The organism is Paraburkholderia sp. Tr-20389 (assembly GCF_017104565.1).
Lineage (GTDB): Bacteria > Pseudomonadota > Gammaproteobacteria > Burkholderiales > Burkholderiaceae > Paraburkholderia.
In genome coordinates this window covers 139,808-165,959 of record NZ_JAAGPD010000016.1, presented here as the reverse complement: position 1 = coordinate 165,959, position 26,152 = coordinate 139,808, and the positions used below count along the sequence as shown (strand labels likewise).

The window sequence follows — 26,152 nt, the reverse complement described above, 5'->3', positions numbered from 1 at the left end:
GCTCTACTCTTCGTACGCGGCCATCACGAGCCACACATCGCGTTCGTCGTTGTGAATCTGCGCGGCCAGCGCGTAGGTGTCGTTCGGACCGCACGTGTTCAGCAGCGTACGCTGCGCGACTTCGGCATCTTCAAAGACGCGGTCGCCGGCAAGCGGCCGAACTTCGCGCTTGCCTTCGAACATGTGCTGGTTCATCCGGTACACCAGAGGCTGTTCCTTCCATACGTGGAAGCAGTCCTTCACGTGCTGAAAATCGCCGCCGCAGATGTTGCTCTGATAATGAATCTTCGATCGCATCGTATTGCCTCCACATGCGGAGCGGTGTCCGTTGCCGCGGCCGATCGTCGTGCCGCGCAACGCTGGATCGTCGGTCGAACACGACGTCGGAATGGTTCGCCCCTTCGCCGTCCGCCGAGCGGATCGCCACCTGCCGCAGTCATGCCGTGCCCTTCAAGTCCTCAATGAAGCAGCACGGCGTCAATCGATTCGTCCATTCGCGTTCGCATCGGCGTGTGCCGCCGGTGCGAAGGCGAACCCCGTCTTACTGGCTCGCGCCCGACGCAGCGGCGGTGCCGCTCGCGCCCATTCCGCCCGTGGCCGCAGCCGGCGCGCTGGCGCTCGCCGCCGTGTCCGCGCCGCTGTTGTCGGCCTTCTTGCAGCCCGCACCCAACGACAGCGTCACGACAGCGAACGCAAGCAATGCATATTTCCAGGTTGGCTTCGTCATGGATTCTCCCGTCTTCGTCGCAGGTCCGGCGCAGTCCGCGCGCCGGACAAAACCGTTACATCACCACAGCCGCGTCACTGCCCCTTCGTATCGCTGCTGGCGTCCGCGCCCGGCATGTTGGTCGTATCCGTGGCCGGCTTCGCGTGCGATGACTTCTTGTGATGAGACTTCTTCGTCGCATGGGTGCCCGAAGCAGCCATGCCCGCGCCCGTCTGATCCGATGAACTCATGCCGGCGCCGTTACCGCCGCCGCCCGCCGAACCACCGCCGTTGCTGCCGTTGCCTTGAGCAAATGCCCCGCCTGACAGCGCGAGCAATGCCGCAACGATCCATGCCTTGCTGTTCTTCATGTGCGTTCCCCTTGTGAGTGATTGAGCGGTTGACGACCGCGAAACCTGTTGCTGTCAACGATGATTCGAGCAAGCGCTGTGCCCCTGCAAAGCCGCGCCGGCTCTCGCTTTGCGGCCTGGACAGCGGTCTTGCAGCGGCGCTTTTGCGCACGCTTGCAGCATGCATACGCTCGCGGCGTTTGATAATTACAAAGAGGACGTAAATCTTTCGTGCGATAAATGGCGCAATATGGCGGCAACGCCGGGCCTGCAATGCCTGAGGCCGCTTGCAATTCGCGACGATCGCAGCCATTCACCCTTCACGAATCAACCCAGGAGAACACTTCATGCGCATCTCGACATCGTTTCTGTTCGACCTCGACGGCACGCTCGTCGACAGCGTGTATCAGCACGTGCTCGCATGGAAGGAGGCGCTCGACGAAGAAGGCATCGAGTTGTCGGTGTGGCGCATCCATCGCAAGATCGGCATGAGCGGCGGCCTCTTCACGAACCAGCTGTTGCGCGAAACGGGCGGCGACATGAGCAACGAACGCGTCGAGCGTCTGCGGCGTTCGCATGCGCGTGCCTATAAACGGTTGCACGCACAGGTGCGCCCGCTGCCCGGCGCGCAGGCGCTGCTGGCCGCGTTGACGGAGAGCGGCACGCCGTGGGCGATTGCGACCAGCGGGCGAATGGAAACGGCCGCTGTCAATCTCGAAGCCCTCGGCGTCGATCCCTCGAAGACCGTCGTCGTAACGCGCGACGACGTCAAATATGCGAAGCCCGATCCCGATCTGTTCGTCGCGGCGGCGCATCGCCTGAAGGTGCAGATCGAGCACGCCGTGGTCGTCGGCGACAGCATCTGGGACATGCTCGCTGCCCGCCGCTGCCGCGCGCTCGGCGTGGGTCTGCTGTCGGGCGGCTATGGTCAGGAAGAGCTCGAGCGTGCCGGCGCGCTGCGCGTCTATGAAGACCCGGCGGATCTGCTCGAACATCTCGACGAAATCGCCGCACGCCCCTGAGTCTCCGCCCTTCACACGCCCTTCCATCCTTCTTCGAACTGCACGGCGTGCCACGTGGCACGCCACGTGCAGCGCTCCTGTCATGGACATTCACGCACAGACAGGAGCGACATCATGACTCGCGACCAGAACGCCGACGACACTGCACAGACGCGCCCGGAGCACGCTCCGCGCGGCGAGCCGCTGCCGCCCGACACGTCGAAGGACCTGCCCGAACTGCCCGATCCCTCAGAAGTCGGCGAAGACGGCTAGGCGCCCGGCATCGATCCGGGGAATAGCTGTTGCTCCTCCATGTGTGGCTCCGGCCTGGCCGGATACACCATCCGTTTGAACGAAGTTTCGACGAAACCAGGGAGAACATCATGACCTTGCAGAACCAGACGAGTACTGGCGCCGACATCGTCGGCTCCAGCCCCGGCAAACATCGCGGCCCGGGCCCGGATGTGATGGCCGTCGACACACTCGACGGCGATAAGGTACTGAGCGCAGACGGCGACGACCTCGGCAAGATCAAGGACATCATGCTCGACGTGCGCTCGGGCCGCGTGGCGTATGCCGTGCTGTCGAGCGGCGGCTTCCTCGGCATCGGCGACAAGCTGCTCGCGATTCCGTGGAGCGCACTTACGCTCGACATCGATCGCAAATGCTTCCTGCTCGACATGCCGACGCAGAGCGTGAAAAACGCGCCAGGCTTCGACAAGGATCATTGGCCGTCAATGGCCGATCCCACATGGGCCACGTCGATCCATCAATTTTATGGACGCGAGCCGTACTGGGGCAAGCACGACTGGCGCAGCGACGAATTCGGCGCCGGCGATCTCGAACCAGGTTCATCGGACGCGCCCGAGGCCGGGGGCGTCAAGCTGTAGCGAGTCGATGCAACGATTTCGGCACGCGTCCGGGGTCGCCCGGCACCACCGCGATTGCAAGTCGGTCCGCTCGCTGCGCGAAGTTCGCATAGCGGGCGGATGCGCTTTTACAGGGGGAACATCATGGCTACCAGCACAAAACGCAGCGGCACCTCGCGCTCGAAGAAAACGGTCGCGCATGCCTCGACGCGCAGCAAAGGCGGCCACCCCGCGCGTCAACGTCACTCGCAGGCGCAGGCGGCGCATCGCGAACGGTCGGCGGCATCGAGCCGTTCGAAGAGCAAGTCGAAGTACTGGTCGCATCACGTGATGGAGACCAGCGACGCGATGGACATCGAGAAGGACATCTTCAAGACGGGCTCCGCCGATGAGATCGCGCAATCGCTGAAGCGCTCGTCGACGCACAGCAAGCGGCGCAAGGGCACGCCGTTCCAGTCGGCGATGTCGATGCTCAACTTCTATATCAACCGCGCGGGCCGCAACCTGCCGAAGACGCGCAAGGACACGCTGCAGCAAGCCAAGCGCAAGCTGCGCGAAGCTTTCGGCCGCGCGCCATGATCGAACGGCGTGTCACCTGCTGATGCACGAAGCGACTCTCTGGTGGTATCTGATCGTCGGGGGCGTATTGATCTTCATGGGGGTCGCCGCGACGACGTTCAAGCGCCTGCCGCTGTCGGCGGCGATGCTCTATCTCGCGATCGGTTTCGCACTCGGTCCGTCGGGATTCGGTCTGCTGCAACTCGATATCGCGCGCGACGCGCATATTCTGCGGCCCGTCACGGAAGTCGCGCTGCTCGTTTCGCTGTTCGCCATCGGTCTGCGCTTGCGCCTGCCCCTTGCCGCGCCGATGTGGGCGCTGCCGCTGCGGCTAGGCTTCGTCGCGATGCTCCTCACCATCCCTCTGCTGACGCTCGCCGGCGTGCTGCTGCTCGATCTCGACTGGCGTCCGTCGCTGCTGCTCGCGGCGATGCTCGCACCGACCGACCCCGTGCTCGCGCATGACGTGCAGGTGCAGGATTCCGACGACGTCGACCTGTTGCGCTTTTCGTTGTCGGGCGAAGGCGGATTGAACGACGGCATCGCGTTGCCATTCGCGCTGCTGGGCCTCGCGCTGTGTGCGTCCAGCGCCGCGAACGGCCACGATGCGCCGGGCTGGCGCTTTGCGTTAGAAGCGACGGTGGGGATCGCGGGCGGTCTCGCGATCGGCGGCGGGCTCGGCTGGATCACGACGGGCTCGGTCGCATGGCTGCGCACGCGGCATGCGCAGGCGCTCGGTCTCGAAGGCTTTTTCGCGCTCGGTCTGATCGGCCTCGCGTATGGCGCGGCGCAGCTCGCGCATTGCAACGGCTTTGTCGCCGTATTCGCCGCAGGCGTCGCGATGCGCCGCGTCGAGCATCGCGCGAGCGGCGGCCGCTCGCCGCGCGAAGCGATCGGCACGGTCGATTCGGAAGACGTCGTCGCGACGGCCGCCGATCCGCAAAAGGCTCACGCCTATATGGCCGAGTCGGTGCTCGGCTTCACCATTGAACTCGAACGGATTGCCGAAGTTGCCGTGATGATGATCGTCGGCAATGTGCTGGCGACGTCGGGCGCTTCCCTCTTCACGTGGCAAAGCGGCGTGTTGATCGCGGTGCTGTTCGTCGTGGTCCGGCCTTTGGCAGTGGAAACCTCGTTGCTCGGATCGAGCGCTTCGCACGCGCAGCGCCGGTTGATGAGCTGGTTCGGCATTCGCGGCATCGGGTCTTTCTATTACCTTGCGCTCGCACTGGAATCGACGCCGGCGGGACACATGCAAACCCTGCTGCCCCTCGTACCGCTGACGCTCGCGGTCATCACATCATCGGTGATCGTGCATGGCGTCACCGCGACGCCTTTGATGAACTGGTATCACCGCATACGCAATCCCAAAGACTGATTTTCAGCCCGATTCTTTGCTAAAGCGCCTTTAAGCGCTTTATTCGCTTTAGCACAAGCCGTCATGCAAAGCGAATACAAAAGCGCGTCACTTTTAAAACACGTGTTCATTTACGACAACGCGCTTTTCCAAAGCAAGAATGAGGCTAGGCGCACACTTGAATGTTGTCTATGATAGCCGCTGACGCAATTGAGCAGAACAAGACGTCACAACATCAATCTGCCATTTTCATAGCAGAATACTTTCCGTCAATGACGTTAAGCGACTTGCATCGTTATCTAAGGGTATTCATTTGCGCATTCATGCGAATGCTTCCCCGGGCGGTTTGCACTATGCGCTTGCGTTCCATTTGCCCGCAAAGCCGCTTTGCAAAGATCTTGCCGGCCATTGCGCTGGCATTGACCATGCAAGCCGCGTGGGCCGATGATCTCCCACAAGCCGTCACGCAACCGTCTTTTGCGCTCTTTTACGGCAAGACACCGCCCGTCGAAATGCTCTCCGCCTTCGACGCCGCCGTGGTCGAACCCGATAGCGGCTTCGATCCGCTTGCACACCGCTTGCCGCATACCACGTGGTTTGCTTATGCGAGTGTCGGCGAAGTCCTCCCTTCGCGCAGCTATTACGCCGATCTGCCGAAGAGCTGGCTCGCGGGACGCAATGAATCGTGGGCATCGCGCGTCGTCGATCAGAGTCAGCCCGAATGGCCCGCGTTCTTTGTCGAGCATGTGATCAAGCCGCTGTGGGACAAAGGCTATCGCGGCTTCTTTCTCGACACGATGGATTCCTGGCAACTCGTCGCCAGAACGGACGACGCGCGTGCCCGCCAGGCGGAAGGGCTCGCGAATGTGATTCGCGCAATCAAGGCGCGTTATCCGGATGCGAAGCTGATCTTCAATCGCGGCTTCGAGATTCTTCCGCAAGTACACGATCTCGTGTATGCCGTCGCCTTCGAATCGCTGTATCGCGGTTGGGACCAGGCAAAGCAGCGCTACACGGAAGTGCCCGAACCGGACCGGGCATGGCTGCTCGGCCAGGCGAAGACGATACGCGAGCAATACCGCCTGCCCGTCATATCGATCGACTACTGCGCGCCCGCCGACCGCGCCTGCCGGCAAGACACCGTCGCGAAGATCAGGGCGCAGGGTATCGTGCCCTACGTGACGGACGGCGCGCTCGCGACGATGGGCGTCGGCGCCGTCGAGCCCGTCAGGCGGCGCATTCTGGTCATCCAGGACCCGCCGCCGCATACCGACCTGAACGTGTCGCCCGGCGTGCGCTTCCTGGCGATGCCGCTCAATTATCTCGGCTACCGCATCGACTATCGCGATGCACGCGAACCGATGCCGGAAGGCGATCTGCGCGACCGTTACGCGGGCATCGTGCTGTGGCTCGAAGGCCAGGTGCCGGACAGCAACGCATATCGCGAATGGCTCACCGCGCAGATCGACGCGAAGATGCCCATCGCTGTCTTCACCACGTTCGGCACGCAGATGGATCCCGAACTCGCGAAGAAACTCGATCTCGAAACCGTCGCGGGCGCGCCTTCGAATGGCAAGCTCGAAGTCGAGTCGTACGACCCGAAACTGATGGGCTTCGAAATGAAGCCGCATCCGCTTGCGCGCGATTTCACAGCCGTCCGCGTAGGACCGCATAGCCGCTCGCTGCTGCGCCTGCGTTCGGGAAACTTCGTGATCGACGGCGCGGGTATCACGCCGTGGGGCGGTTATGCGATGCGCCCGTTCGGCGTGTATGAACTCGATGCCGTCAATCAGGCACGCTGGGTCGCGCAACCCCTGGAATTCTTGCGCGCCGCCTTGCATCTGGACAGCGACATGCCGGTGCCGGACACGACCACGGAAAACGGCCTGCGCCTGCTGATGTCGCATATCGACGGCGACGGTTTTGCGTCGCGCGCCGAGTACACCAACTACACGCCGCCCAACAGCGATATCACGCCGCAATACTCAGGCGACATGCTGTATGAACTGCTGCGCGAGTCGGGCATGCCCACCACCGTTTCGCTGATCGAAGGCGAAGTCAGCGACGAAGGCCCGTTCAAGCGCTTCGCGCCGCATCTGCGCAGCATCGGCAGGAAGATTTTCGAATTGCCGAACGTCGAAGTGGCGACGCACACCTATACGCATCCGCTGCAATGGATGCGCGTCACGGGGCTCGGCGTGACGGCCACGCGCGACACGCCGACGGAAGGCAGCAGCCAGACCAACAGCAGCGGCCTGTCCATCGACATACCGGGCTACCGCTTCAACATCGACCGCGAAATCAGAGGCTCGATCGACTATCTCGACCGCAACATCGCGCCCGCTTCGAAGCCGGTGCGCATGGTGTTGTGGAGCGGCGACTGCCAGGTGCCCTCGCCCGTGCTCAAGGCGGCCTATGAAGCGGGCGTGCTCAACCTGAACGGCGGCGACACACTGATCACGAAAAGCTTCCCGAGCTGGACGGCCATTGCGCCGCTTGGCGTGATGAAGAACGGCTACTTCCAGATCTTCGCGCCGAACCAGAACGAAGAGCTTTACACGGACTTGTGGCACGGACCGTTCTATGGTTTTTCGCGCGTGCTCGAAACGTTCGCGATGACCGACAAGCCGATCCGCTTCAAGCCGATGGACATCTACTATCACATGTTCACGGGCACGAAGTACGCGTCGATGAAAGCGCTGCAGGAGATCTTCGATGCCGTGCTCAAGCAACCCGTCACGCCCGTCTTCACGTCCGAATACGCGCGCAAGGTGCTCGACTGGCTCGACACGAGTATCTATCAGGAACCTGGCAAGGAGCCGGGCAGCAAGGTATGGGTCGTGCGCAACGAAGCGAATCTGCGCACGGTGCGGCTGCCTGTCGGCAAGGTGCCCGACATGGCGGATGAGAGCGGCGTCGCGGGCTACCTGGCGGGACCGGGCGGCACCTACGTGCATCTGACGGGCGAAGGCATCGCGCGTTTTGCCGTGATCGACCAGTCGGCCGCGCGCCGTGTGCCCTATCTCGCGAGGCCAACGGCATGCTCGACCATTTCGTGCGCACGCGCAATGGCTTTTCGTTCGATCTGCGCTCGCATATCGCGCCGATGTTCCGCCTCGCCAACGCGGGTGCATGCCGCGTGACGAAGCGTCCCGTGATCCGCACCGCCAACGACTACCGTCAACTGCATGTCGACGTCGCCTGCGACACCTGACCGCCAGCGGCTCTTCTCGCCCGCTGTGATTCTCGTGCTCGGCCTGCTGGTCGGCGTGATGCTCGCGCTCGCCTTTCCGCGCGAGAAGATCGAATCGCGGCTGCTCGCGGGCGCGAAGGTGGACAGTCTCACGATCGCCTATCTCGAAGCGTGGCTGCGCGTCGATCCCAACAACGCCGACGTGCTCTCCGAATTGACGCGCGAATACCTGAAGGGCCAGCGCATTTCGGATGCGACTCACGTTCTCGAACGCCTTTCGCACTCCAACGATGCGAACGCGCGGCAGCGTGCGATGGCGATTCGCGTGTCGATTGCGCAGCAGCGGCTCTATGCCCTCAAGCCCAATGATCCGACGCGCCCTGCCCGCCTTCGCGAACTCGATGCGCTGCTGCACGAGGCGCTCGACTACCAATGGGACAACGAGCAACTGAAAATGCTCGCGCAACAGGCACGCGGCCTGAGCGACAACGATCTTGCCGCGCGCTATTACACCGTGCTCGCGAAGTCCGACCCGGCGCACGCACGCGAGTGGCTCGCTGCGCTCGCGCAAACGCAGCTCGGCAATCAGCAGCATCGCGCGGCCGCCGATGCATGGTTCGCCGCGCAGGCGCAAGCGACCACGCGCGACGAGAAGCGCGCCGCCTTCATCGCCGGTCTGCGCGCGCTGCAATCGGGCAACGACATGGCGGCGACGATGCAGGCAGCCGACCAGCATATCGGCGATCTCGCGGACGATCCCGACACCTTGCGCTTCCTCGCCAATCTCGCGCTGGCGGCGGGCCGTCCCGATCTCGCGGCAAAGTACGTGAAGCGGCTGATGAAGATGTCGGCGCTGGACCGTGAACTGGTCTTGGCGCAACGTGCGGCTTACGAACCGAAGCGCACGCGCGACACGGATGTCATCGAACGTCGCGCCACGCATGGCGTTTGGCTGCGTGCTGCGTGGTATCGGCCGCACGGTTCACGCGGCGCGGCATTGCGCCGTGCGCTGAGCAACGCTTCGGACGAGGACACGCAGGGTGTGCACCTCGTACGCATCGCCGCAGCGGAACCGTCCGCGCCCACCAGCGACGCGACCGCCGCCGACTACGAACTCGCGTATCGCGTGTTCCTCGCGAACGGCGATGTGGCGAACGCGCAGCGCATCGCACAAGCGGCGGTCGACCGCGACCCGCAATCGATCGAATGGCGCGGACGTCTCGCGCAGGTCGCCGAATGGAATCGCCGTCAGGACATCGCGCTGGCCAATTATGTGGCCATTGCCAGGATGCGCGGCACCGACGACGACTGGAAAAAAGTCGCGCGTCTTGCACCCGGCCTCAACGACAACGCAGCGATGCTCGCCGTCACGCTGCACCAGGCCGATCAACAGCCGGGCAATCTGAAGCTGCTCGATGCCGTCGTGTTCTCGTACGAGCGCATCGCCGATCCCGACTCGGCGCTGCGCTTCTTGCAGTCGCGCTTTCAAGGTCCGTTGCGCCGCGAGGCGATGGAACGTTATGCGCAAGTGGCCGAGCGCAAGGGCGATGACGATCTCGCGCTGCGCACGTGGCGCGAACTCGAACGCAACTACGGCCCGAACGCCGCGTACGGATTGAAGATCGGCACGATGCTCTATACGCGCACGCAGTTCGACGCGGCACTCGCCGCGATGAACGAAGCGAAGCGCGCCGCGCCCGCGTCGAACGACGACTTCTGGCGCTTCTATGCGCTGCTCGCCGATTCGAACCAGAATGCGCGCGATGCACGGCTCGGCTATCGGCAGCTGATCGCGGGCGGCAAGGCCGACCCGCAAGACTACGAGACGATGACGAACTTCTTCAACGATTCGCCGCTCGATGCGGGCCGTCTCGCGGAATACGCGTATCGTCACGGCGGCCCGCCGCGCATGCTGTCGGAAGCGCTGTACGGCTATCAGCGCGCGCATGCATGGGGGCGCATCGGCACGCTGCTCGCATCGCTCACGCCGGAGCAGTTGCAGGCCGCCGAACGATCGCCGGCGTTCCTGCTCGCGCGCGCGGAATACGAACGGCAGACGGGTGCGAACGATGCCGCGCTGCGCGACATCGAACGCGCGGCCACGCTCGATCCGAACAACCCGGAAGCACGCGCGGCCTATATCTGGGTATTGAACGAGCGCGGCACCGAGGCCGCCCTGCTCGCCGCGCTGCGCCGCCATGCCGGCGATGCCGAAACCGATCCGCAACTCTGGGCCGCGTATGGCGCAGCGTGGCTGCGTATCGGCGATGGACGCAAGGCGCTGCACTATCTGCACAAGCAGGCCGCGCAAGCGCAGCAAAGCCCGCTGTGGCGCCTCACGTTCGCGGACGCCCTGGAACTGAGCGGCCGCGTCGACGAAGCCTGGCGCGTGCGCAAGCAAGTGTGGCTCGAACTGGCGCGGCGCCGGCGCGATCCGTCTCACGCAACGCCGCTGTCTCCCGCCGAACAGGACGATCTGCGCGGCCGTTACGTCGCGCTCACGCAGCTCTATACCAACGGCGACCGCTCGCGCGCGGTGCTGGTCGACATGCTGCGCGCGGACCGCAGCGGCACGGGCAGCGACGAGCCGGCCACGTCGGAACTCGGCGACATCGGCCAGTTGCCGCCCGCGAAGCAGGACGAGATTCGCAAGCGCCAGCGGCTCTACTCGTCGATCGCGCGCGAAGCGGCTATTTCATGGGCGCAAAACGAAGACGCGTCCGACATGGAGCGCGCATGGCTCGACAAGCAGTACATCGACGATAGCCAGCGCCCCATCTACGCCGAGGCGCAACTCGCGATCAACGACGGCGACGTCAACGAACTGGCGCGCCTGCTCGACACGCTGCCCGATCTGGTGCCGAGGCAGAACCGCGTCGATGCGCAGGCGCTCACGGGCCGCACATCGGCTGCGCAAACCAGCGCGTTCGAATCGCTCACCCGCGAGCCTGACGACGAAGTGATGCAGGCGATGGCGCGCGAGCAACTGCTCAGCAATGCGCAGGCGCTGGCGGGCGCGTTCCGTTACGTCGATCAGGGGTCGCTGCGCTTCACGGAAGAATCGGCGACGGGCAGCGTGCGCCTCACGCCTTCGCAAAACCTGCAGTTCCGCTATCAGCAGCGCGATCAGAACGTGGACGGTTCTCAGCTCGCGTACGCACCAAAACACGACCGGCTCGCCGAGGCCATCTACGGCCACAAGGGGCAATACGACGAAGAGCACGTGACGCTCGGCCGCCGCAATGCGCTCGACGACTTCACGACGGCGCGCATCGAAGGCACGTACAACGTCACGCAGCGCCTCACGCTGACCTACGCGTTCGGCTACAACCAGGCCGCGACGGAATCGACGCAACTGACGGTCGGCGGCACCAAGGACCTCGCGACACTCGGCTTCAACTACCGGCTCGATCCGCACTGGTTCGGCGGGGCGCGCTACGAATATGCGCGCTTTCATGACCAGGACCGCTCGTACCTCGGCAACGGCGGTCTCGTCGAAGCGAACCTCGGCTACAAGATCAAGGCCGATTACCCCGACTACACGATCCGCGCCGTGTTCGCGCACGGCCAGTACAACGCGACGGGCACGCCGGGCGAGCGCCTGCGCGTGCTGCTGCCGGACAACACGCCGTTCACGGCGGCCTCGTTCATGCCGCAGACTTTCACGCAAGGCGGCCTGCTGTTCTCGTTCGGCGACGATCTGCCCGAACAGTATTCGAAGGGATGGCGGCCGATGTTCGCAGGCGGTCCGATACGCGATTCGCGCGCGGGCTGGTCGGGACAGGCCGAACTCGGCGTCGCGGGCAGTGTGTTCGGCCACGACCAGATGCTGATTTACGGCGCGTATCAGGGCGTCTCGTCGAATCATTCGACGTCGGTGAAGGAAGTCGGCGTGCGGTATCGCTATCTGTATTAATCGAAGTGTCCTGAAGGAGAACGACATGGATCACAGCAGGAATATTCGCGCGCGCGCGACGGCGGCAGTGATGTCCGCTATTGCGCTGGCGGCGCTCACGCTCTCGGGCTGCGCCGTCGTCGACCGCAGCGCGCCGCCCGCGATGGCGAAGAACGACAGCGTCGCGATTCTGCCCATCGCGAACAACACGGAAACGCCGCAGGCGGGCCAGCGCGCGGCATCGATCGCGCAGAGCTTGCTCGCGTCATACGGCTACACGAATCTGTCGCGCTACCCCGCGAGTGCCGACGACGAAACGCTGTTCGACGCCGCGAAGCCCGATGCGCAACAGAACGCGCTGAACTGGGCGCGCCAGCAGAATGCACGCTATGCGCTGACGGGCGCTGTCAACGAATGGCGCTACAAGGTCGGCGTGGACGGCGAGCCGGCCGTCGGCCTCACGTTCGACATGATCGACGTGCAGACGGGCAAGATCGTGTGGACGGGCACGGGCAGCCGCACGGGCTGGAGTCGCGATGCCGTGTCTGGCGTCGCGCAGAAGCTGGAGCGCGACCTGCTGTCGCCGCTCGCGCGCTGAGGCACGCATTGGTTTACGCGCCGATTTACGCGTTGAAGCACCCGTTGCTGCGGGCGACTATCATCGACACCACGGTCCGAGTCCCAGGACGAACGCCATGAACACGCAGGCCAACGAACACTCCGCACCGCGCGCGCGGCATCGACGCCGCCAGGCGCAAAGCGTCGGCGCGGGCTCCTGGTGGGCGCGCGTGATCGCGCCGCCGCGCGGCTCCGCGCATCGCCGCGCCATCGCCGCGCTGGAAACGATCGTCGCGACGCTCCTCGCCGTCGTCCTGTGCTGGGCATTCGATCACGACGACCCGCTGCTGATCAAAACTGGCTTCGGCTGGATCTGGATCATGCCGCTCGTGATCGCGCTGCGTTACGGAACGATCGCGGGCGTGTTCTCTGGGCTGATCCTGCTCGCGTCGTGGTATGCGCTGTATCCGGAATACGGCGGCGCGTCCGCGCCCGTTTCGCTCGCACATGCGTTGATCGCGCCGCCCACGACACGGCTCTTCCCCGTCAGCTTCTTCCTGGGCGGCTTCGTCATCACGATGCTGTGCGGACAATTCGGCGACATCTGGATCACGCGGCTTCGCCAGGGCCGCATCGCAAACGACTATCTCGCCGAACGGCTGTCCATCCTCACACGCAACCAGTTCATGCTGCGCATCTCGCACGAACGGCTCGAACAGGATCTGCTCGGGCGTCCCGCGACGTTGCGCGATTCGCTCGCACGGTTGCGCACGGTGATCCTGAATCAGGAGCCGACCGATGCGCAGCACGGCATCGTCGATCTGCGCGGCGCGCAACCGTTTCTCGAAGCGGCCGCACAGGCATGTCAGCTCGAAAGCGCGAGCGTGCATGCGTGGCGCGGCGGCAAACCGTCGACGGCGGCGGCGGCATCGATCGGCGGTCCGTCCGCGTTCGAAGCCGACGATCCCCTCGTGCGCGAAGCACTCGATACGCGCACGCTGGTGCATGTCGAATCGAAGACGAATCTGGACGCGTCGATCAGCCGCTATGTCGCCGTCGTGCCGCTGATCGACGCGCAGAAGCATCCCGTCGGCGTGCTCGCCGTCGAACGCATGCCGTTCCTCGCGCTCACGCGCGACAACCTGCAGTTCCTGCTGGTGCTGTGCAACTTCTATGCGGACGGCGTACAGCATGCCGTCGTCACGCGCGACACGCTCGCCGCGTTTCCGACTTGCCCGCATACGTTCGCGCTCGACTATGCGCGGCTCGTGCATCTGAAACGCGATACGCAGGTGCAGTCGTCGATCGTCGCGCTGGTGTTCCATAACGACGAGCGCGGCAACACACTGTTCGAACACGTGCTGCGCACGCGGCGCGCGCTCGACGTGCAATGGCCGCTGCGCGACGAACGGAGCCGCGTGGTGCTTACGCTGATGCCGCTGTCGGGCGAGAGCGCCGTCGACGGCTATCTGCTGCGTATCGAAGAGAATCTGCGCGCGCAGCATGGCGTCGATTTCGAAGCCGCGCGCGTCGCCGTGCATTCGATGGCCGTGCCCGCCGATGAACCCATCGCCGAGTTGCGGCGCTTGCTGGAGCGCTGCGATGTCCGCTTCTGACGGCGTCACGGTCGATCGCACGAGGCCGCAAGGCGCGCGTCTCACGTTCGCCGGCGTGCTGCTCGTTTTGCTCGGGCTGGCGCTGCAATTCGCGGTCTTCATGCTTGCGATACGCAGCGCACCCGACACATCCGCGGAATGGCTCGGCGGCCTCGTGAATGCGGACCTTGCGACACTGCGCAACGCCGCGAATCTGAACACTCAGACCGTGTTGCTGTGCCTGCTGCTGCAAGCCGCCGCCGCGTTCGCCACGGCGCTCGGCCTCGCGACGATGATGCCCGCGCGTTACCGGCTGCCGCGCGCGGGGCTGCTGGTGTCGCTGTGGTTCCTGAACTTCGCGGTGCCCATCGGCGGAATACTCTGCTCGATCGGTGCGCTCGCGATTGCCGCTGCGTTGCCGCGTCCGCGCGCGCAACTGCCCATCGTGCCCGTCGAGGAACCCGAGTTCGCGGCGAATCTGATCGGCACCGTGTCGTATGGACGCGGGGCACGCCTGAAAGCGGAGTTGCAGAACGCCGAAGCGGGCACGTCGTTTCGCATGACCGCGCTGCTCGCGATGCAGTCGATGCCCGCGCGCACCGTGTCGCCGCTGCTGCAAGGCATGCTCGCCGATCCCCTCGACGATATCCGGCTGCTCGCGTACGGCATTCTCGACAATCGCGAGAAAGTGCTCACGCAGCAGATACTCGTGGAGCGTCCGAAGCTCGATCGCAAGCTGCATCCGGACCTGAGCGACGCCGAGCGCGCGCATGCGAACAGGACGCTTGCGCAGCTATATAGCGAGCTGATCTACGAAAATCTCGTGACGGGCGACGTGTATCGCAATGCCGCCGATCAGGCCGACGGCTTCGCGGCCGCCGCGCTCGAACACGATCCGAACGACGCGGCGCTGTGGCGTCTGCGCGGACGTCTTGCCATCGCGAGGCTCGATCTCGACGGCGCGGAAGCGATGCTGCAGCGTGCGATCGATTGCGGCTTTCCACGCGACCGCATGCTGCCGTGGCTCGCCGAAACGGCTTACCTGCGCCGCGATTTTGCGCGCGTGCGCGCGCTGCTCGGCGAAATTGACAGCCGCGCGACGACACCGACCTTGTCCGCCGTGCTCGAATTCTGGAAGCCGCGCGGCCCGGGCGCCGCGCGGCCCCGCACTATCTGAGACCGCCCTCATGTCTTTATCGAATACGCCCTCGCTGCCGCACGCGGATTCCGCCGATATCGCCCTGCTGCTGGAAGGCACGTTCCCCTATGTGAGCGGCGGCGTGTCGAGCTGGGTCAACCAGATCATCCGCGCGTTTCCCGAGTACTCGTTCGCGCTGTGCTTTTTGGGCAGTCGCCCGCAGGACTATCCGAAGATGCAGTACGCGTTGCCCGACAACGTGGTGCATCTGGAGAATCACTATCTGTACGATTTCGCACCGCCGCCGCTGGTGCAGAAGCAGCGCGGCGATGCGTCCGCGTTCATGCGCTCCGCGCATCTGCACGACGCGCTGCGCAATCCCGCGATGCGTCACGCGGCGGGCCGCATGTTGAAGGACATGCTGAAGGACTTGCGCCCCGGCGGCGCATTGGGCGAAGACGCGTTTCTCTATTCGAAGGAAGCCTGGCATTATCTGACCGACCAGTACCGGCAGTTCTGCACGGACCCTTCGTTCGTCGATTATTTCTGGACCGTGCGCATCATGCACAAGCCGCTGTGGCAGCTCGCGAAGATCGCCGAGAGCCTGCCGCGCGTAAAGATGTTTCATACGGTGTCGACGGGTTATGCGGGCTTTCTCGGCGCGCTCGCGCGCTATCGCCATGCGCGTCCGCTGCTGGTGTCGGAGCACGGCATCTACACGAAGGAACGCAAGATCGATCTGTTCCAGAGCGAATGGATTCGCGACAACCGCAGCATCTTCGAGCGCGACGTGTCGCAGATCGGTTATTTCCGCGACCTGTGGGTGCGCTTCTTCGAGACGCTCGGTCATGTGTGCTACGACGCGGCGGAAGACATCATTGCGCTCTATGAGGGCAATCGCCTGCGGCAGATTCTCGACGGCGCGCCCGAGGATAAAACAGCCAACATTCCGAACGGCGTGAATCTGCCGAAGCTTGCGCCGCTGCGTGCGCAGCGCGCGCGTGACGTGCCGAAGACGCTGTGCCTGATCGGCCGCGTGGTGCCGATCAAGGACATCAAGACCTTCATTCGCGCGATGCTGACCGTGGTGCGGCGTATGCCCGAAGCGGAAGCATGGATCGCGGGCCCGGAGAACGAGGACCCTTCGTATGCGGCCGAATGCCATGCACTCGTCGAGAGCCTTGGCTTGCAGGACAAGGTGAAGTTTCTCGGTTTCCAGAAGATCGACGAGTTGCTGCCGAAATGCGGCGTGCTCGTGCTCAGTTCGATCTCGGAGGCCCTGCCGCTCGTCGTGCTCGAAGGTTTTGCCGCGGGCGTGCCGTCCGTCACGACGGACGTGGGCTCATGCCGGCAGCTGATCTACGGGCTCGATGGCGACGACGCGGCGCTCGGGGCGGCAGGCCGCGTGGTGCAGATCGCCGATCCGCGCGCGCTTGCCGAAGCGGTGCTCGACCTGCTCGACGAGGACAACTGGCGCGCCGCGCAGCAGGCGGGCATTGCGCGCGTCGAGCGCTTCTATACGCAGGAACAGATGGTCGGCTCGTATCGCGATCTGTATGCACGGCTCACGGCACAAGCGGATCTCGCGGATCCGCCTGCATCGGCAGCCGATCTGATGCAGATCCCTCACTGAACGGGAGCGCACGACTATGGCGGGCATTGGATTCGAACTGCGCAAGATGCTCCGGCGCAATACGCTGCTGGGGCTGATGCAGGCTTACACGTACGCGGGTCTGATCGGCGCGGGACCGTGGGTGTTGTCGATCGTCGGCATTCTGCTGATCGGGGTGCTCAGCATTCCGTTCGTGCTGCCGACGGGGCTCATTACGCAGTTTCAGGTTTCGGTCACGTATCTGATTTCGCTGTCGCTGGTGCTGACGGGACCGCTGCAACTTGCGTACACGCGCTTCACGTCCGACCGTCTGTTCGAGAAGCGGCGCGACCTGGTGCTGCCCAATTTTCATGCGGTGATGTTCATCGTCACGGTTGTATCGACACTGCTCGGCGGTTGTGCCGTGGTGTTCCTGTTTCCGCAGCAAACGACTGCGTACCGGTTGCTGATGCTCGCGGGCTTTGTCGTGATGGGCAACATCTGGATCGCGACGATCTTTCTGTCGGGGATGAAGCAGTACATGTCGATCATCGTCGTGTTCTTCATCGGTTATGCGATGACGACGGGTGCGGCGCTCGCCTTGAACACATTCGGACTGACGGGCTTGCTGTCGGGCTTCGTGATCGGACAGACGGTGCTGCTGATGGGTCTGCTCGCGCTGATCTACCGCGATTATCAGAGCGATCATTTCATTTCGTTCGAGATGTTCCGCAAGGAGTATCGCTATCCTTCCTTGATGCTGGTGGGGTTTCTGTACAACCTCGGCATCTGGGCCGACAAGTTCATGTTCTGGTATTCACCCGGTACGGGGCAACCGGTGATCGGTCCGTTGCGCGCGTCGATCATTTACGACATTCCGGTGTTTCTTGCGTATCTCGCGATTATTCCGGGCATGGCTGTGTTTCTGATGCGGATCGAGACTGACTTCGTCGAGTACTACGACGCGTTTTATGATGCTGTGCGCGAAGGGGCGTCGTTGCAGCATATCGAGCGTATGCGGAATGCGATGGTCGAGGCTTTGCGCAATGGCATCTGGGAAATCATGAAGGTGCAGGCGATCGCAGCGATGATGCTGTTTGCCGCCGGCACTATCCTGCTGCAATGGCTGCAGATTTCTACGCTGTATCTGCCCTTGCTTTATATCGATGTGATCGCCGCCAGCATGCAAGTCGTGTTCATGGGCACCATCAATGTGTTTTTCTATCTCGACAAGCGGAAGATCGTGCTGTTTCTCGTTGGGTTGTTTGTGGTTTCCAACGTTGTGCTTACGTCCGTTACTTTGTCTTTGAATCCTGCTTTTTATGGGTATGGGTTTGCCGGCTCCCTCCTTCTTGTTGTGCTCGCCAGCCTTTATCTGCTCGATCGGAAGCTTGATTCTTTGGAGTATGAGACTTTTATGTTGCAATGACGTGGGCCTTGGTCGGAACGGGGTTTTTTGTGCTGGCGAGCGCCTTTTTTTCGCTGGCATCCGCGTTTTGCTTTCGTACTTCACGCGTTGCCCCTGTGCGGGGCGGCACTTACTTTCTTTGCCGCCGCAAAGAAAGTAAGCAAAGAAAGCGGGCTCACACCGCCAGCCCTTGTTTTTGCCTGCGGGCCCCCAACGGGTCCCGCACTCCACACGGCAACACTTTGTTTTGCGCCCGTTGCCAGCGCCCTGAACCGGCGTATCACCCACTCCAGTCACCTGTAGCGCAGCCAGCGGCAGCAATCCGTTTGCGCCGCCCAGGTGGCAAACTGTGTGTAGCTTGTCGCACCATACGCGTTAGCGATCCTACGACACCGATCCCGCTTTTCCGTCTGGAGTGGTGCACTTCCATCGCGACGGCCTACACACAGTTTGCCACCTGGGCGGCCGTGGGATTCCTGGCAACGCAATCCGTGACGCGGCAGTGTGAAGCGGGTGATGCGAATCTGAGAGCGCTGGCAATGCGCGGAAAATAGCACGTTACCGCGCAAAGGACGGGGACGTTGGGGCTCCTGGGCAATCACACGGGCTGGCGGTGTGAGCGGCTTTCTTTTGCCTACTTTTCTTTGCCGCTGCAAAGAAAAGTAGGTGCCGCCCCGCACAGGGGCAACGCATGAACCAAGACGTGAAATCGCGGATGCCAGCGTTAAAGCACGCACACAACCCCAGCTCTAACCACGCCGCGCAGCGACAACCTGCTCCCTCCGCGGCTCTCCCTGCCGCTCCAACATCCAACCAGGATACTCAGCCGGCAACCGGCTAACCTCATCGAGCCTGGCAAGCTCCTCCGCACTTAAAGAAACACCCGTGGCAGCAATATTGTCATCAAGCTGCTCGACGCGCTTAGCGCCGACAATCACACTCATCACGGACCGCTGATGCAACAACCACGCAAGCGCGATCTGCGCGACAGACACCCCCTTGGCGTCGCCAATACCACGCATCGCATCGACGCAATCAAAAGCCCGATCCCGATTCACGGGCGGAAAATCGAACGTCGTGCGGCGACTACCCGCCTCGCCCTGCTGCTCACGCCCATACTTGCCGCTCAGCAAACCGCCCGCCAACGGGCTCCACACCATCAATCCAAGCCCTTCACTTTGCAGCATCGGTACAAGCTCGCGCTCCAGATCGCGCCCAGCGATCGTGTAATACGCCTGCAACGTGTCGAAGCGCGCAAGCCCGAGCCGCTCCGAGATACCCAAAGCCTTCACGATTTGCCACGCCGCCCAGTTCGATACACCGATATAGCGAACGTGACCATGCTGTACGAGCGTATCGAGCGCACGCAGCGTCTCCTCGATCGGCGTCGCAGGATCGAAGCCGTGGATCTGATAAAGATCGACGTGATCCAGCTGCAAACGCTGCAGGCTCGCCTTGATCCCGTCCATGATGTGGTAACGCGACGCGCCACGCGCATTCGCGTGCTCGCCCGTCTGACCGAATACCTTCGTCGCCACGACCACGGAATCGCGCGGCACCTTCAGATTCTTCAGCGCCTGCCCCGTGATCTGCTCGGAGACGCCCGATGAATACACGTCGGCCGTATCGATGAAATTGATGCCCGCGTCGATCGCGCGGCCAATCAGGCGTTCGGCGTCGTTCTGCTGCAAGTCGCCGATCTGCTGCCAGATGCCGCCCGTGCCGCCGAATGTCATCGTGCCGAGGCACAGTTCCGACACGAAGACGCCAGTGCGGCCAAGCTGGTTGTATCGCATGGTTCGAGACTCCACGTTGGTGATAAAGCGGTGCTGGGTCCACCAGCATACTCAATGACCGCACATGCTGCTGATACGCTGCCATCGCATCGATCGCCATATCGTGCGCCGCAGCGTGCAGATCCCGCCAAACCGGATTAGCCTGCGCGCGACGGTCTGATTGCATCGAACAGAACGCAGGCATAACAGGTACCGCCGTGCATGCTGCCGTGACGCGCAGAGAATTTGCAGACCGGTAGTTGCGTTATCGCAATCGCCATTTCTGCAGAGCGCCCACCGCAGACGCGCGCCGCGCATAGCCGTCGTTCCGTGCAGGCACGGTGGCCCGATCGCTACGAACGGCATGCCTGCAAGGAATGACAGCTATCGCCGGAGGGCGACTTCTGCCACGCCGCTGCGGCGACGATCATTCGCTCATCGTCAACGCTGACCTAAGGACTATCGAATGAACAAGCTCTTCAGCCGTACTCATGTCGGCTCTCTCGAACTCAGTCACCGTGTCGTGCTTGCGCCGCTTACGCGGATGCGTGCCGCAGAAGGCAATGTCCCCGCCGACCTGATGGTCGACTACTATTCGTAGCGCGCCTCCGAAGGCGGCCTTCCGATTACCGATGCAACGGCCGTCGCGCCGCTGGGCATCGCGTATGTGGACGCGCCCGGCATCTACACGCAAACGCAGGTGAAGGGCTGGAAACGCGTGGTCGATGCCGTGCACGCGAAGGGCGCACGCATCTTCCTGCAGATGTGGCACGCAGGGCGCCAGGCACATCCGGCCACGAGCGAAACCTTCAACAGAGAAAATCGCGGGTGGCCGTTCTGAACGGCGGCCGCGCTTACTCGCACAAAAACGCGCACAAAGCGCTCCGGATCACGTCCCCTGGACAGCCGTTCGAGGCCGTAAGAGGTCGCCGGCGGCCACTACCCGATTTCGGCCCGTGTGCTTCGCGCTATACAGAGCACGATCCGCGGCGCGCACCAACGCGTCGACGTCGTCCTCCTGGCCGGGGCACAGGCTGGCGGTACCAACGCTTGCGGTCAAACGCCCATCGTGGCGGCTCGCGGAGTGATCGATGCACAGATCGCTGATCTGCCGACGTATCTTCTCCGCCATCATCGCCGCGCCGGACTTGTCCGTATCCGGCAACACGACGACGAATTCCTCGCCGCCATAGCGCGCGGCGCTATCGCCGGGCCGGCGGATGCAGCCGCTGATGCACCGTGCGACCGCGGCGAGCGTGTCGTCTCCCGCCTGATGACCATAGGTGTCGTTATAGGCCTTGAAGCTGTCGATATCGATGAATAGCAGCGAGAGTGGCCCGTGGTTACGACGCGCCCGACGCCATTCATGTTCGAGCGTCTCCATGAGCGTACGGCGGTTGTGCAGCCCGGTGAGGCCATCGGTACGGGCCAACATCTGAAGCTCGGCCTCGACACGCATACGGTTTCGCTGCTGTACGCCGAGACAGACCGAAAGCACGACGAACGCGGCACCGAAGAGCAGCATGACGGATCCGATCCGGATCGCCCGCGCCCGCCATGCCGCATAGAAGTCCCGTTCGGCCTCGGCCACCATGACGATCAGCGGCAGATTCGGGAAATTCTTGAACACGTAAAGACGTCGTACGCCGTCGATTGACGAGGTTTCGGAGAAGCTGCCCTCGGGGGCGGTGCGGAACTGCCTGAACGTGCTCGCCTGGCGGATGTCTCGACCGACGATCTTTGGATCGTACGGTTGACGCATGAACATCGTGCCGTTGCTTCCGATCAGGGAAATCGCGCCGTGCGGGCCAAGCGACAGTCCGCCAAGCAGCGTGCGGAAATAGTCCAGGTCGACAGCAATCACGACAATGCCCGCGAACGAACCGTCCGGGTTCGAGATGCGGCGGCTCAACGCAATGCTCAATGCACCGTTGCGCAGTCTGGAGACGTACGGATCGCTGACGTAGAGCCCCACATTGGGATTATCCCGCTGCACGATGAAGTAGGGCCGGTCCGAGAAGTTGCCCGAACGGGGTGTATCGTTGGCAGCATCGAGAATGATCTGCCCGCTCGCGTCGATCACGAGCATCGCCGTCAGGTAGCGGGCTGTCGCCGCACGGTCGAACAGCGCGAGGCGTTGCAGATGCGCGGAAGAGCCGCGCACCTCCGGGTCACGCAGGCCCTCGACCACGGCCTGCATCGACAGGTCGTAGAGTTCGAAATTGCGCTCAATGTCGCGCTCCGCCAGCAGCGCAAGGTTATGCGACGTCTCGCGCGCGCGATTCAACGCGTCGACTCTGGCCTGGAACAGGATCACACCACAGATGCCCAGCATGCTGAGCACGACCAACAACCCCGCGCAGAAAAGCGCGCGCGGGCCAGTCAGGTCCAGCCGCGTGCCCCGGAATGCGCGTCTTCCATGAAAATCATTGCTGCCGGCAGTGCTCACCGCGTCGTCATCCTCGATTTGTCAGGACGTTACCGACCAGCAACATACCACACGCTCGCCCTCCCCCGAGGGCCAGACCCGCGCGCACGATCCCAGCAGCGTTCCGGGGCCTCGCTCCAGAGCACGGCAACTGCTTGCGGACGCGGAAAAACGCCCACCCGCACCAGCTATTTCATCAGTGATGCTCGAACAGCGTGTTGACGTTGCCACTCCTGTCTCGCGATCCCGATTGCGAAAAATTCAGGGGCGGCGCACCGTACTCGCCCGTCGATCGTGGCCCTGCTTCCGAAGCACGCGAAGCGTATTCCGGGTAATGCACCTTCGACTGATGCAGCGTACCGTCCTTCTCCGCTTGCACGACCTGTGCATTGACTTCATCGCGCGTCAATCCGTTCGAATCGACCTTCGCGTAAGAAATCATAGGCGTCGCGAGCGCGACGGCGATCAGTGAAATGATGAGTGAAGTTTTCATCAGGCTCTCCTTTGATGAGCAAATAATCCGACCAGCACCGCACTGCTTTGCTAGACGTCGAAACAGTGCTGCTGCAAATTCAGAATAATTCCGGGTAACTTAGCAATTCCTTATATGCTCGCCATTGCATCCACGTCGAAAGCACTCCGGTTGCTAACGACGTGCGTGATGACCAGATTGTCGTCATGCCCGATAACCCGGCGATGGCTTTCCGATTACGATTTTGTTATTTAGTGAATCGCTGGATTCCATTCTTCCCTAAGCATTCGATAAGCTACGCGCCCTCATAGTGCACCCTGAAAACCGGACATGCTTTAGCAGCGTGTCGAATCGCTTAACGTGAAAAAATGGGTGCAAGAAAAATGTCGCGCGAAAACAGCTCAGCGATGCAAAACAAGGTACCGGAGGTCACGGTTGCGTTCTGGACGATCAAGATCCTGTCCACCACCGTCGGCGAGACGGGAGCCGACTACCTCGCCGTCCATGCCGGCCTGGGTGCCGCATTAACGATAGCCATCACACTTACGATGCTCGCCGCCGCGCTCATCGCGCAATTGAACAAGCGGGCCTACGTTCCGTGGATATATTGGCTGACAGTCGTTCTGGTGAGCATCGTCGGCACACAACTGACTGACGTGCTCAGCGATGTGCTCGGGGTGAGCCTTTACATCAGTACTGGCGTATTCGCGGCGCTGCTCTGTTTCATCTTCGCGATGTGGTACCGCAACGAAAAGACCCTTTCGATTCACACGATCGTCACCCGCCGGCGCGAGCTGTTTTATTGGGTGGCCATTCTGGTTACTTTCGCGCTCGGCACTGCAGCCGGCGATCTGGCAACCGAAGCGCTCGGACTCGGCTTCGGGCTCGGTGTACTCGTATTCGGATTCCTTCTTGTCACGATGGGCGTAGCCGCCTATCTCGGTGCGAATCGCGTCCTGACATTCTGGCTTGCCTACATTCTGACCCGTCCCTTTGGCGCCTCACTCGGCGATCTGCTCTCTCAATCCAGAGAGTATGGCGGTGCGGGCATGGGCACGATCGTGACCAGCGTCGTGTTTCTCTCAGTCATCGTCATTCTCGTCATCGTGCACACAGCGGCGAGAACGCGACACGTCAAAGCCAGCACCACGTGACCACACGCAAACGCCCTTCTTTGCCCATTTACCTTCGTCGATCCAGTGGAGATTGAACAATGAAACGAGCCATCGTCAGTTCGGGACTTTTTATCGCAACGGCCGCAGCCGTCGCCGCGATGAATCCATCCGCACACGCGCCCCAATGGGTTGTCCAGCTATCGCCCATCTCATACGCAAATGCAGCGACAGAAGCCTCGAAGCTTGGAGATCTGTCGAAGTTTCGCGTCATCGTTGCCGACACGTCGAAGCTGGTCGACAGCAACGACCTCGCGGGCGCGAAGAAGCGGATCAAAGACCTCGAAACATCCTGGGACGATGCCGAGCCCGCATTGAAGCCACGGGCGGCTGCGGACTGGCACAAGCTGGACAAGTCGATCGACGGCGCACTCGAAGCGCTTCGCGAGAGTTCGCCGAACCAGGCGAAGTGCAAGCAAACGCTCTCCGACCTGCTTGCACTGATGGACCGTATGAGCGGAAAGATCTGAGCGAAGGCATTTCCCGTTCATCCTGGCCGAATCGTCGACATGGCGTTTTGTTCTTAAGCCGCCGATAAGCAACCGATCGCGACAATCCTGTGATCAGGAGAAGTAGCACTATGCGACTGTTGTTGCTGGAAGATCACGCGATGAGCGGTGCGCCTGTCGCAGCCACATCACGCGGCCACGAATACCGCCTCGGGCAATGCGTATGACATCGATTCGGCGCTGGCTGCTCGGTTGGTTGATTGCCGCGCTTGCAGTCTCGGCATTGACCGCGGGCTATGGCATTTTCCACACGGCACGCGAGGAAGCCGGCGAGCTGTTCGACTATGAACTCCGCACGGTGGCCGAATCGCTGCCCGCCAATATCCGATCGACGGAAACGGTCCTGCAAAGCAAACCTGATTTCGAAGGGCTATCCGAAGACCGACTTTTCATCGAGGTTTGGGGGCAAGCAGGAGGAAGCGTCTACAAATCGCTTGGAGGAATCGATCTGCCTCGCTTCCCTGCCGGCCTGCGCACCATCGAACGCGACGAATATCACTGGCGCGTGTACGGCATTCAACGCGGCAATCGCTTCATACAGATCGCGCAACCGATCTCCGTGCGCGAAGATCTGGCGCTACGGATGGGTTTGCGCACCCTGGCGCCGCTGGCGCTGTTCATTCCGATCATTATCGCTATCGTGCTGTTCGTCGTCGGGCGAGGACTTGCACCGCTCGCCGATATCTCTCGTGCATTGACGCAACGATCCTTCGACTCGCTCGAACCTTTGCGCCTCGCCTCGGGTACGCCGGTCGAAATCAAACCACTCGTCGACGCGCTGAATGATCTGCTCCATCGACTCGACGTCGCATCGCAAACGCAACGCACCTTCGTTGCCGATGCGGCACACGAATTGCGCTCGCCGCTGACCGCATTGAAGCTCCAGTTGCAGTCCGGTGAGCGCGACGGGTCGCTGGTTGGAAACAAACAAACCTTCCAGCGTATCGAAGGCCGGTTGAACCGGCTCATCCATCTTGTCCATCAGTTGCTGACGCTTGCCCGCGAAGAAGCGCAAATGGGTGCGAGAGTCCAACCGGTCGGCCTGCGCAGGTTGTGCGAGCGTGTCGTAGCGGACATTTCACTGCTCGCGGAGGCAAAACAGATCGATCTCGGCCTGGAATGCAGTCCCGCCGCGCAGCTCGACGAGACATTCAAAGCCGACGTGGAACCTGCCGGGATCGAAATATTGCTGAACAATCTGATCGACAATGCAATCCGCTATACACCGCAAGGCGGCAAGGTGGATGTGATTCTGCGGCGGGACGGCGACGCGATCAGCATTGCGGTATCGGACAGCGGACCGGGCATCCCCGATGAAGAACGAAGCCGCGTGTTCGATCGCTTTTATCGCAGCGCGGGCACCAAGGAACAGGGCAGCGGACTCGGGCTGGCGATCGTGCTCAAAATCGCACAGCGTCACCACGCCGAACTCGACATGCGGAACAACGCGGATCGCCCCGGTTTGCGCGTCACGCTTTCCGGCTTGCGCCCCTCGGTAAATGTGTAGTGTCGTGGCGTGAGGTGGCGAAACTCAACGGCAATTCATTCCGGGCAATATACTGCCTACAGCTTTTCGA

At 62.6% G+C, this 26,152-nt stretch carries 21 protein-coding genes and 1 pseudogene; 16 read left to right on the top strand and 6 right to left on the bottom strand.

Annotated features, from left to right (window positions below; all coding sequences use genetic code 11):
• Positions 1–3: 3 nt before the first annotated feature.
• The 3 genes from G3N95_RS18100 to G3N95_RS18090 form a co-directional block, all read right to left on the bottom strand.
• Positions 4–297, bottom strand: coding sequence for a hypothetical protein (locus G3N95_RS18100; RefSeq protein ID WP_205971450.1), 294 nt, complete (start codon positions 295–297; stop codon positions 4–6).
• 244 nt (positions 298–541) lie between these two features.
• Complete coding sequence (locus G3N95_RS18095; RefSeq protein ID WP_205971449.1) at positions 542–727, bottom strand: hypothetical protein; 186 nt, start codon at positions 725–727, stop codon at positions 542–544.
• Positions 728–801: 74 nt separating this feature from the next.
• Positions 802–1,077 (bottom strand): hypothetical protein, encoded by a 276-nt coding sequence (locus tag G3N95_RS18090; RefSeq protein ID WP_205971448.1) that lies wholly within the window; start codon positions 1,075–1,077, stop codon positions 802–804.
• A gap of 326 nt (positions 1,078–1,403) precedes the next feature.
• Between G3N95_RS18090 and G3N95_RS18085 the strand changes: the two genes are divergently transcribed.
• The 12 genes from G3N95_RS18085 to pelG all read left to right on the top strand — a co-directional run bounded on the left by G3N95_RS18085 (position 1,404) and on the right by pelG (position 18,240).
• Positions 1,404–2,078 (top strand): HAD family hydrolase, encoded by a 675-nt coding sequence (locus G3N95_RS18085; protein WP_205971447.1) that lies wholly within the window; start codon positions 1,404–1,406, stop codon positions 2,076–2,078.
• A 114-nt stretch (positions 2,079–2,192) separates the two neighbouring features.
• Positions 2,193–2,330, top strand: a complete 138-nt coding sequence (locus G3N95_RS18080; RefSeq protein WP_205971486.1) for a hypothetical protein — start codon at positions 2,193–2,195, stop codon at positions 2,328–2,330.
• 110 nt (positions 2,331–2,440) lie between these two features.
• A complete protein-coding gene (locus G3N95_RS18075) occupies positions 2,441–2,947 on the top strand; it encodes a PRC-barrel domain-containing protein (protein WP_205971446.1) in 507 nt (168 codons plus the stop codon).
• Between the two features lie 123 nt (positions 2,948–3,070).
• The gene (locus G3N95_RS18070) at positions 3,071–3,505 is read left to right on the top strand and encodes a DUF3175 domain-containing protein (RefSeq protein ID WP_205971445.1); all 435 of its coding nucleotides are present in this window, start codon (positions 3,071–3,073) and stop codon (positions 3,503–3,505) included.
• 22 nt (positions 3,506–3,527) lie between these two features.
• On the top strand, positions 3,528–4,862 hold the full coding sequence (locus tag G3N95_RS18065) for a cation:proton antiporter (protein WP_205971444.1): 1,335 nt from the start codon (positions 3,528–3,530) through the stop codon (positions 4,860–4,862).
• Between the two features lie 404 nt (positions 4,863–5,266).
• On the top strand, positions 5,267–7,984 hold the full coding sequence (locus tag G3N95_RS18060; protein ID WP_241018654.1) for a bifunctional glycoside hydrolase 114/ polysaccharide deacetylase family protein: 2,718 nt from the start codon (positions 5,267–5,269) through the stop codon (positions 7,982–7,984).
• Positions 7,985–8,029: 45 nt separating this feature from the next.
• Positions 8,030–11,950 (top strand): tetratricopeptide repeat protein, encoded by a 3,921-nt coding sequence (locus tag G3N95_RS18055; RefSeq protein ID WP_205971443.1) that lies wholly within the window; start codon positions 8,030–8,032, stop codon positions 11,948–11,950.
• Between the two features lie 25 nt (positions 11,951–11,975).
• A complete protein-coding gene (locus tag G3N95_RS18050) occupies positions 11,976–12,527 on the top strand; it encodes a penicillin-binding protein activator LpoB (protein ID WP_205971442.1) in 552 nt (183 codons plus the stop codon).
• 97 nt (positions 12,528–12,624) lie between these two features.
• On the top strand, positions 12,625–14,103 hold the full coding sequence (locus tag G3N95_RS18045; protein ID WP_205971441.1) for a PelD GGDEF domain-containing protein: 1,479 nt from the start codon (positions 12,625–12,627) through the stop codon (positions 14,101–14,103).
• The gene (locus G3N95_RS18040; RefSeq protein WP_205971440.1) at positions 14,090–15,259 is read left to right on the top strand and encodes a sugar ABC transporter permease; all 1,170 of its coding nucleotides are present in this window, start codon (positions 14,090–14,092) and stop codon (positions 15,257–15,259) included. Before G3N95_RS18045 ends, G3N95_RS18040 begins: the two co-directional genes overlap by 14 nt.
• A gap of 10 nt (positions 15,260–15,269) precedes the next feature.
• Positions 15,270–16,853 (top strand): GT4 family glycosyltransferase PelF, encoded by a 1,584-nt coding sequence (gene pelF, locus G3N95_RS18035; protein WP_205971439.1) that lies wholly within the window; start codon positions 15,270–15,272, stop codon positions 16,851–16,853.
• A gap of 16 nt (positions 16,854–16,869) precedes the next feature.
• Complete coding sequence (gene pelG / locus G3N95_RS18030; protein WP_205971438.1) at positions 16,870–18,240, top strand: exopolysaccharide Pel transporter PelG; 1,371 nt, start codon at positions 16,870–16,872, stop codon at positions 18,238–18,240.
• Positions 18,241–18,968: 728 nt separating this feature from the next.
• Here the strand turns inward: pelG and G3N95_RS18025 are convergent.
• Positions 18,969–20,015 (bottom strand): aldo/keto reductase, encoded by a 1,047-nt coding sequence (locus G3N95_RS18025; protein WP_205971437.1) that lies wholly within the window; start codon positions 20,013–20,015, stop codon positions 18,969–18,971.
• Positions 20,016–20,460: 445 nt separating this feature from the next.
• Here G3N95_RS18025 and G3N95_RS18020 point away from each other — a divergent pair.
• Positions 20,461–20,835, top strand: a pseudogene (locus G3N95_RS18020) (hypothetical protein).
• A gap of 48 nt (positions 20,836–20,883) precedes the next feature.
• Here the strand turns inward: G3N95_RS18020 and G3N95_RS18015 are convergent.
• Positions 20,884–22,386 carry a diguanylate cyclase gene (locus G3N95_RS18015; RefSeq protein WP_241018672.1) on the bottom strand — a complete coding sequence of 501 codons (1,503 nt, stop codon included), beginning with the start codon at positions 22,384–22,386 and terminating at the stop codon, positions 20,884–20,886.
• Positions 22,387–22,618: 232 nt separating this feature from the next.
• Positions 22,619–22,915, bottom strand: coding sequence for a DUF4148 domain-containing protein (locus G3N95_RS18010; RefSeq protein WP_205971436.1), 297 nt, complete (start codon positions 22,913–22,915; stop codon positions 22,619–22,621).
• A gap of 386 nt (positions 22,916–23,301) precedes the next feature.
• Here G3N95_RS18010 and G3N95_RS18005 point away from each other — a divergent pair, with 386 nt between their 5' ends.
• The 3 genes from G3N95_RS18005 (at position 23,302) to G3N95_RS17995 (ending at position 26,082) form a co-directional block, all read left to right on the top strand.
• Positions 23,302–24,048, top strand: coding sequence for a hypothetical protein (locus G3N95_RS18005; protein ID WP_205971481.1), 747 nt, complete (start codon positions 23,302–23,304; stop codon positions 24,046–24,048).
• A gap of 119 nt (positions 24,049–24,167) precedes the next feature.
• The gene (locus G3N95_RS18000) at positions 24,168–24,536 is read left to right on the top strand and encodes a hypothetical protein (RefSeq protein WP_241018670.1); all 369 of its coding nucleotides are present in this window, start codon (positions 24,168–24,170) and stop codon (positions 24,534–24,536) included.
• Between the two features lie 202 nt (positions 24,537–24,738).
• Entirely contained in the window at positions 24,739–26,082 is a 1,344-nt protein-coding gene (locus G3N95_RS17995; protein WP_205971434.1) for an ATP-binding protein, read from the top strand.
• Positions 26,083–26,152 lie beyond the last annotated feature (70 nt).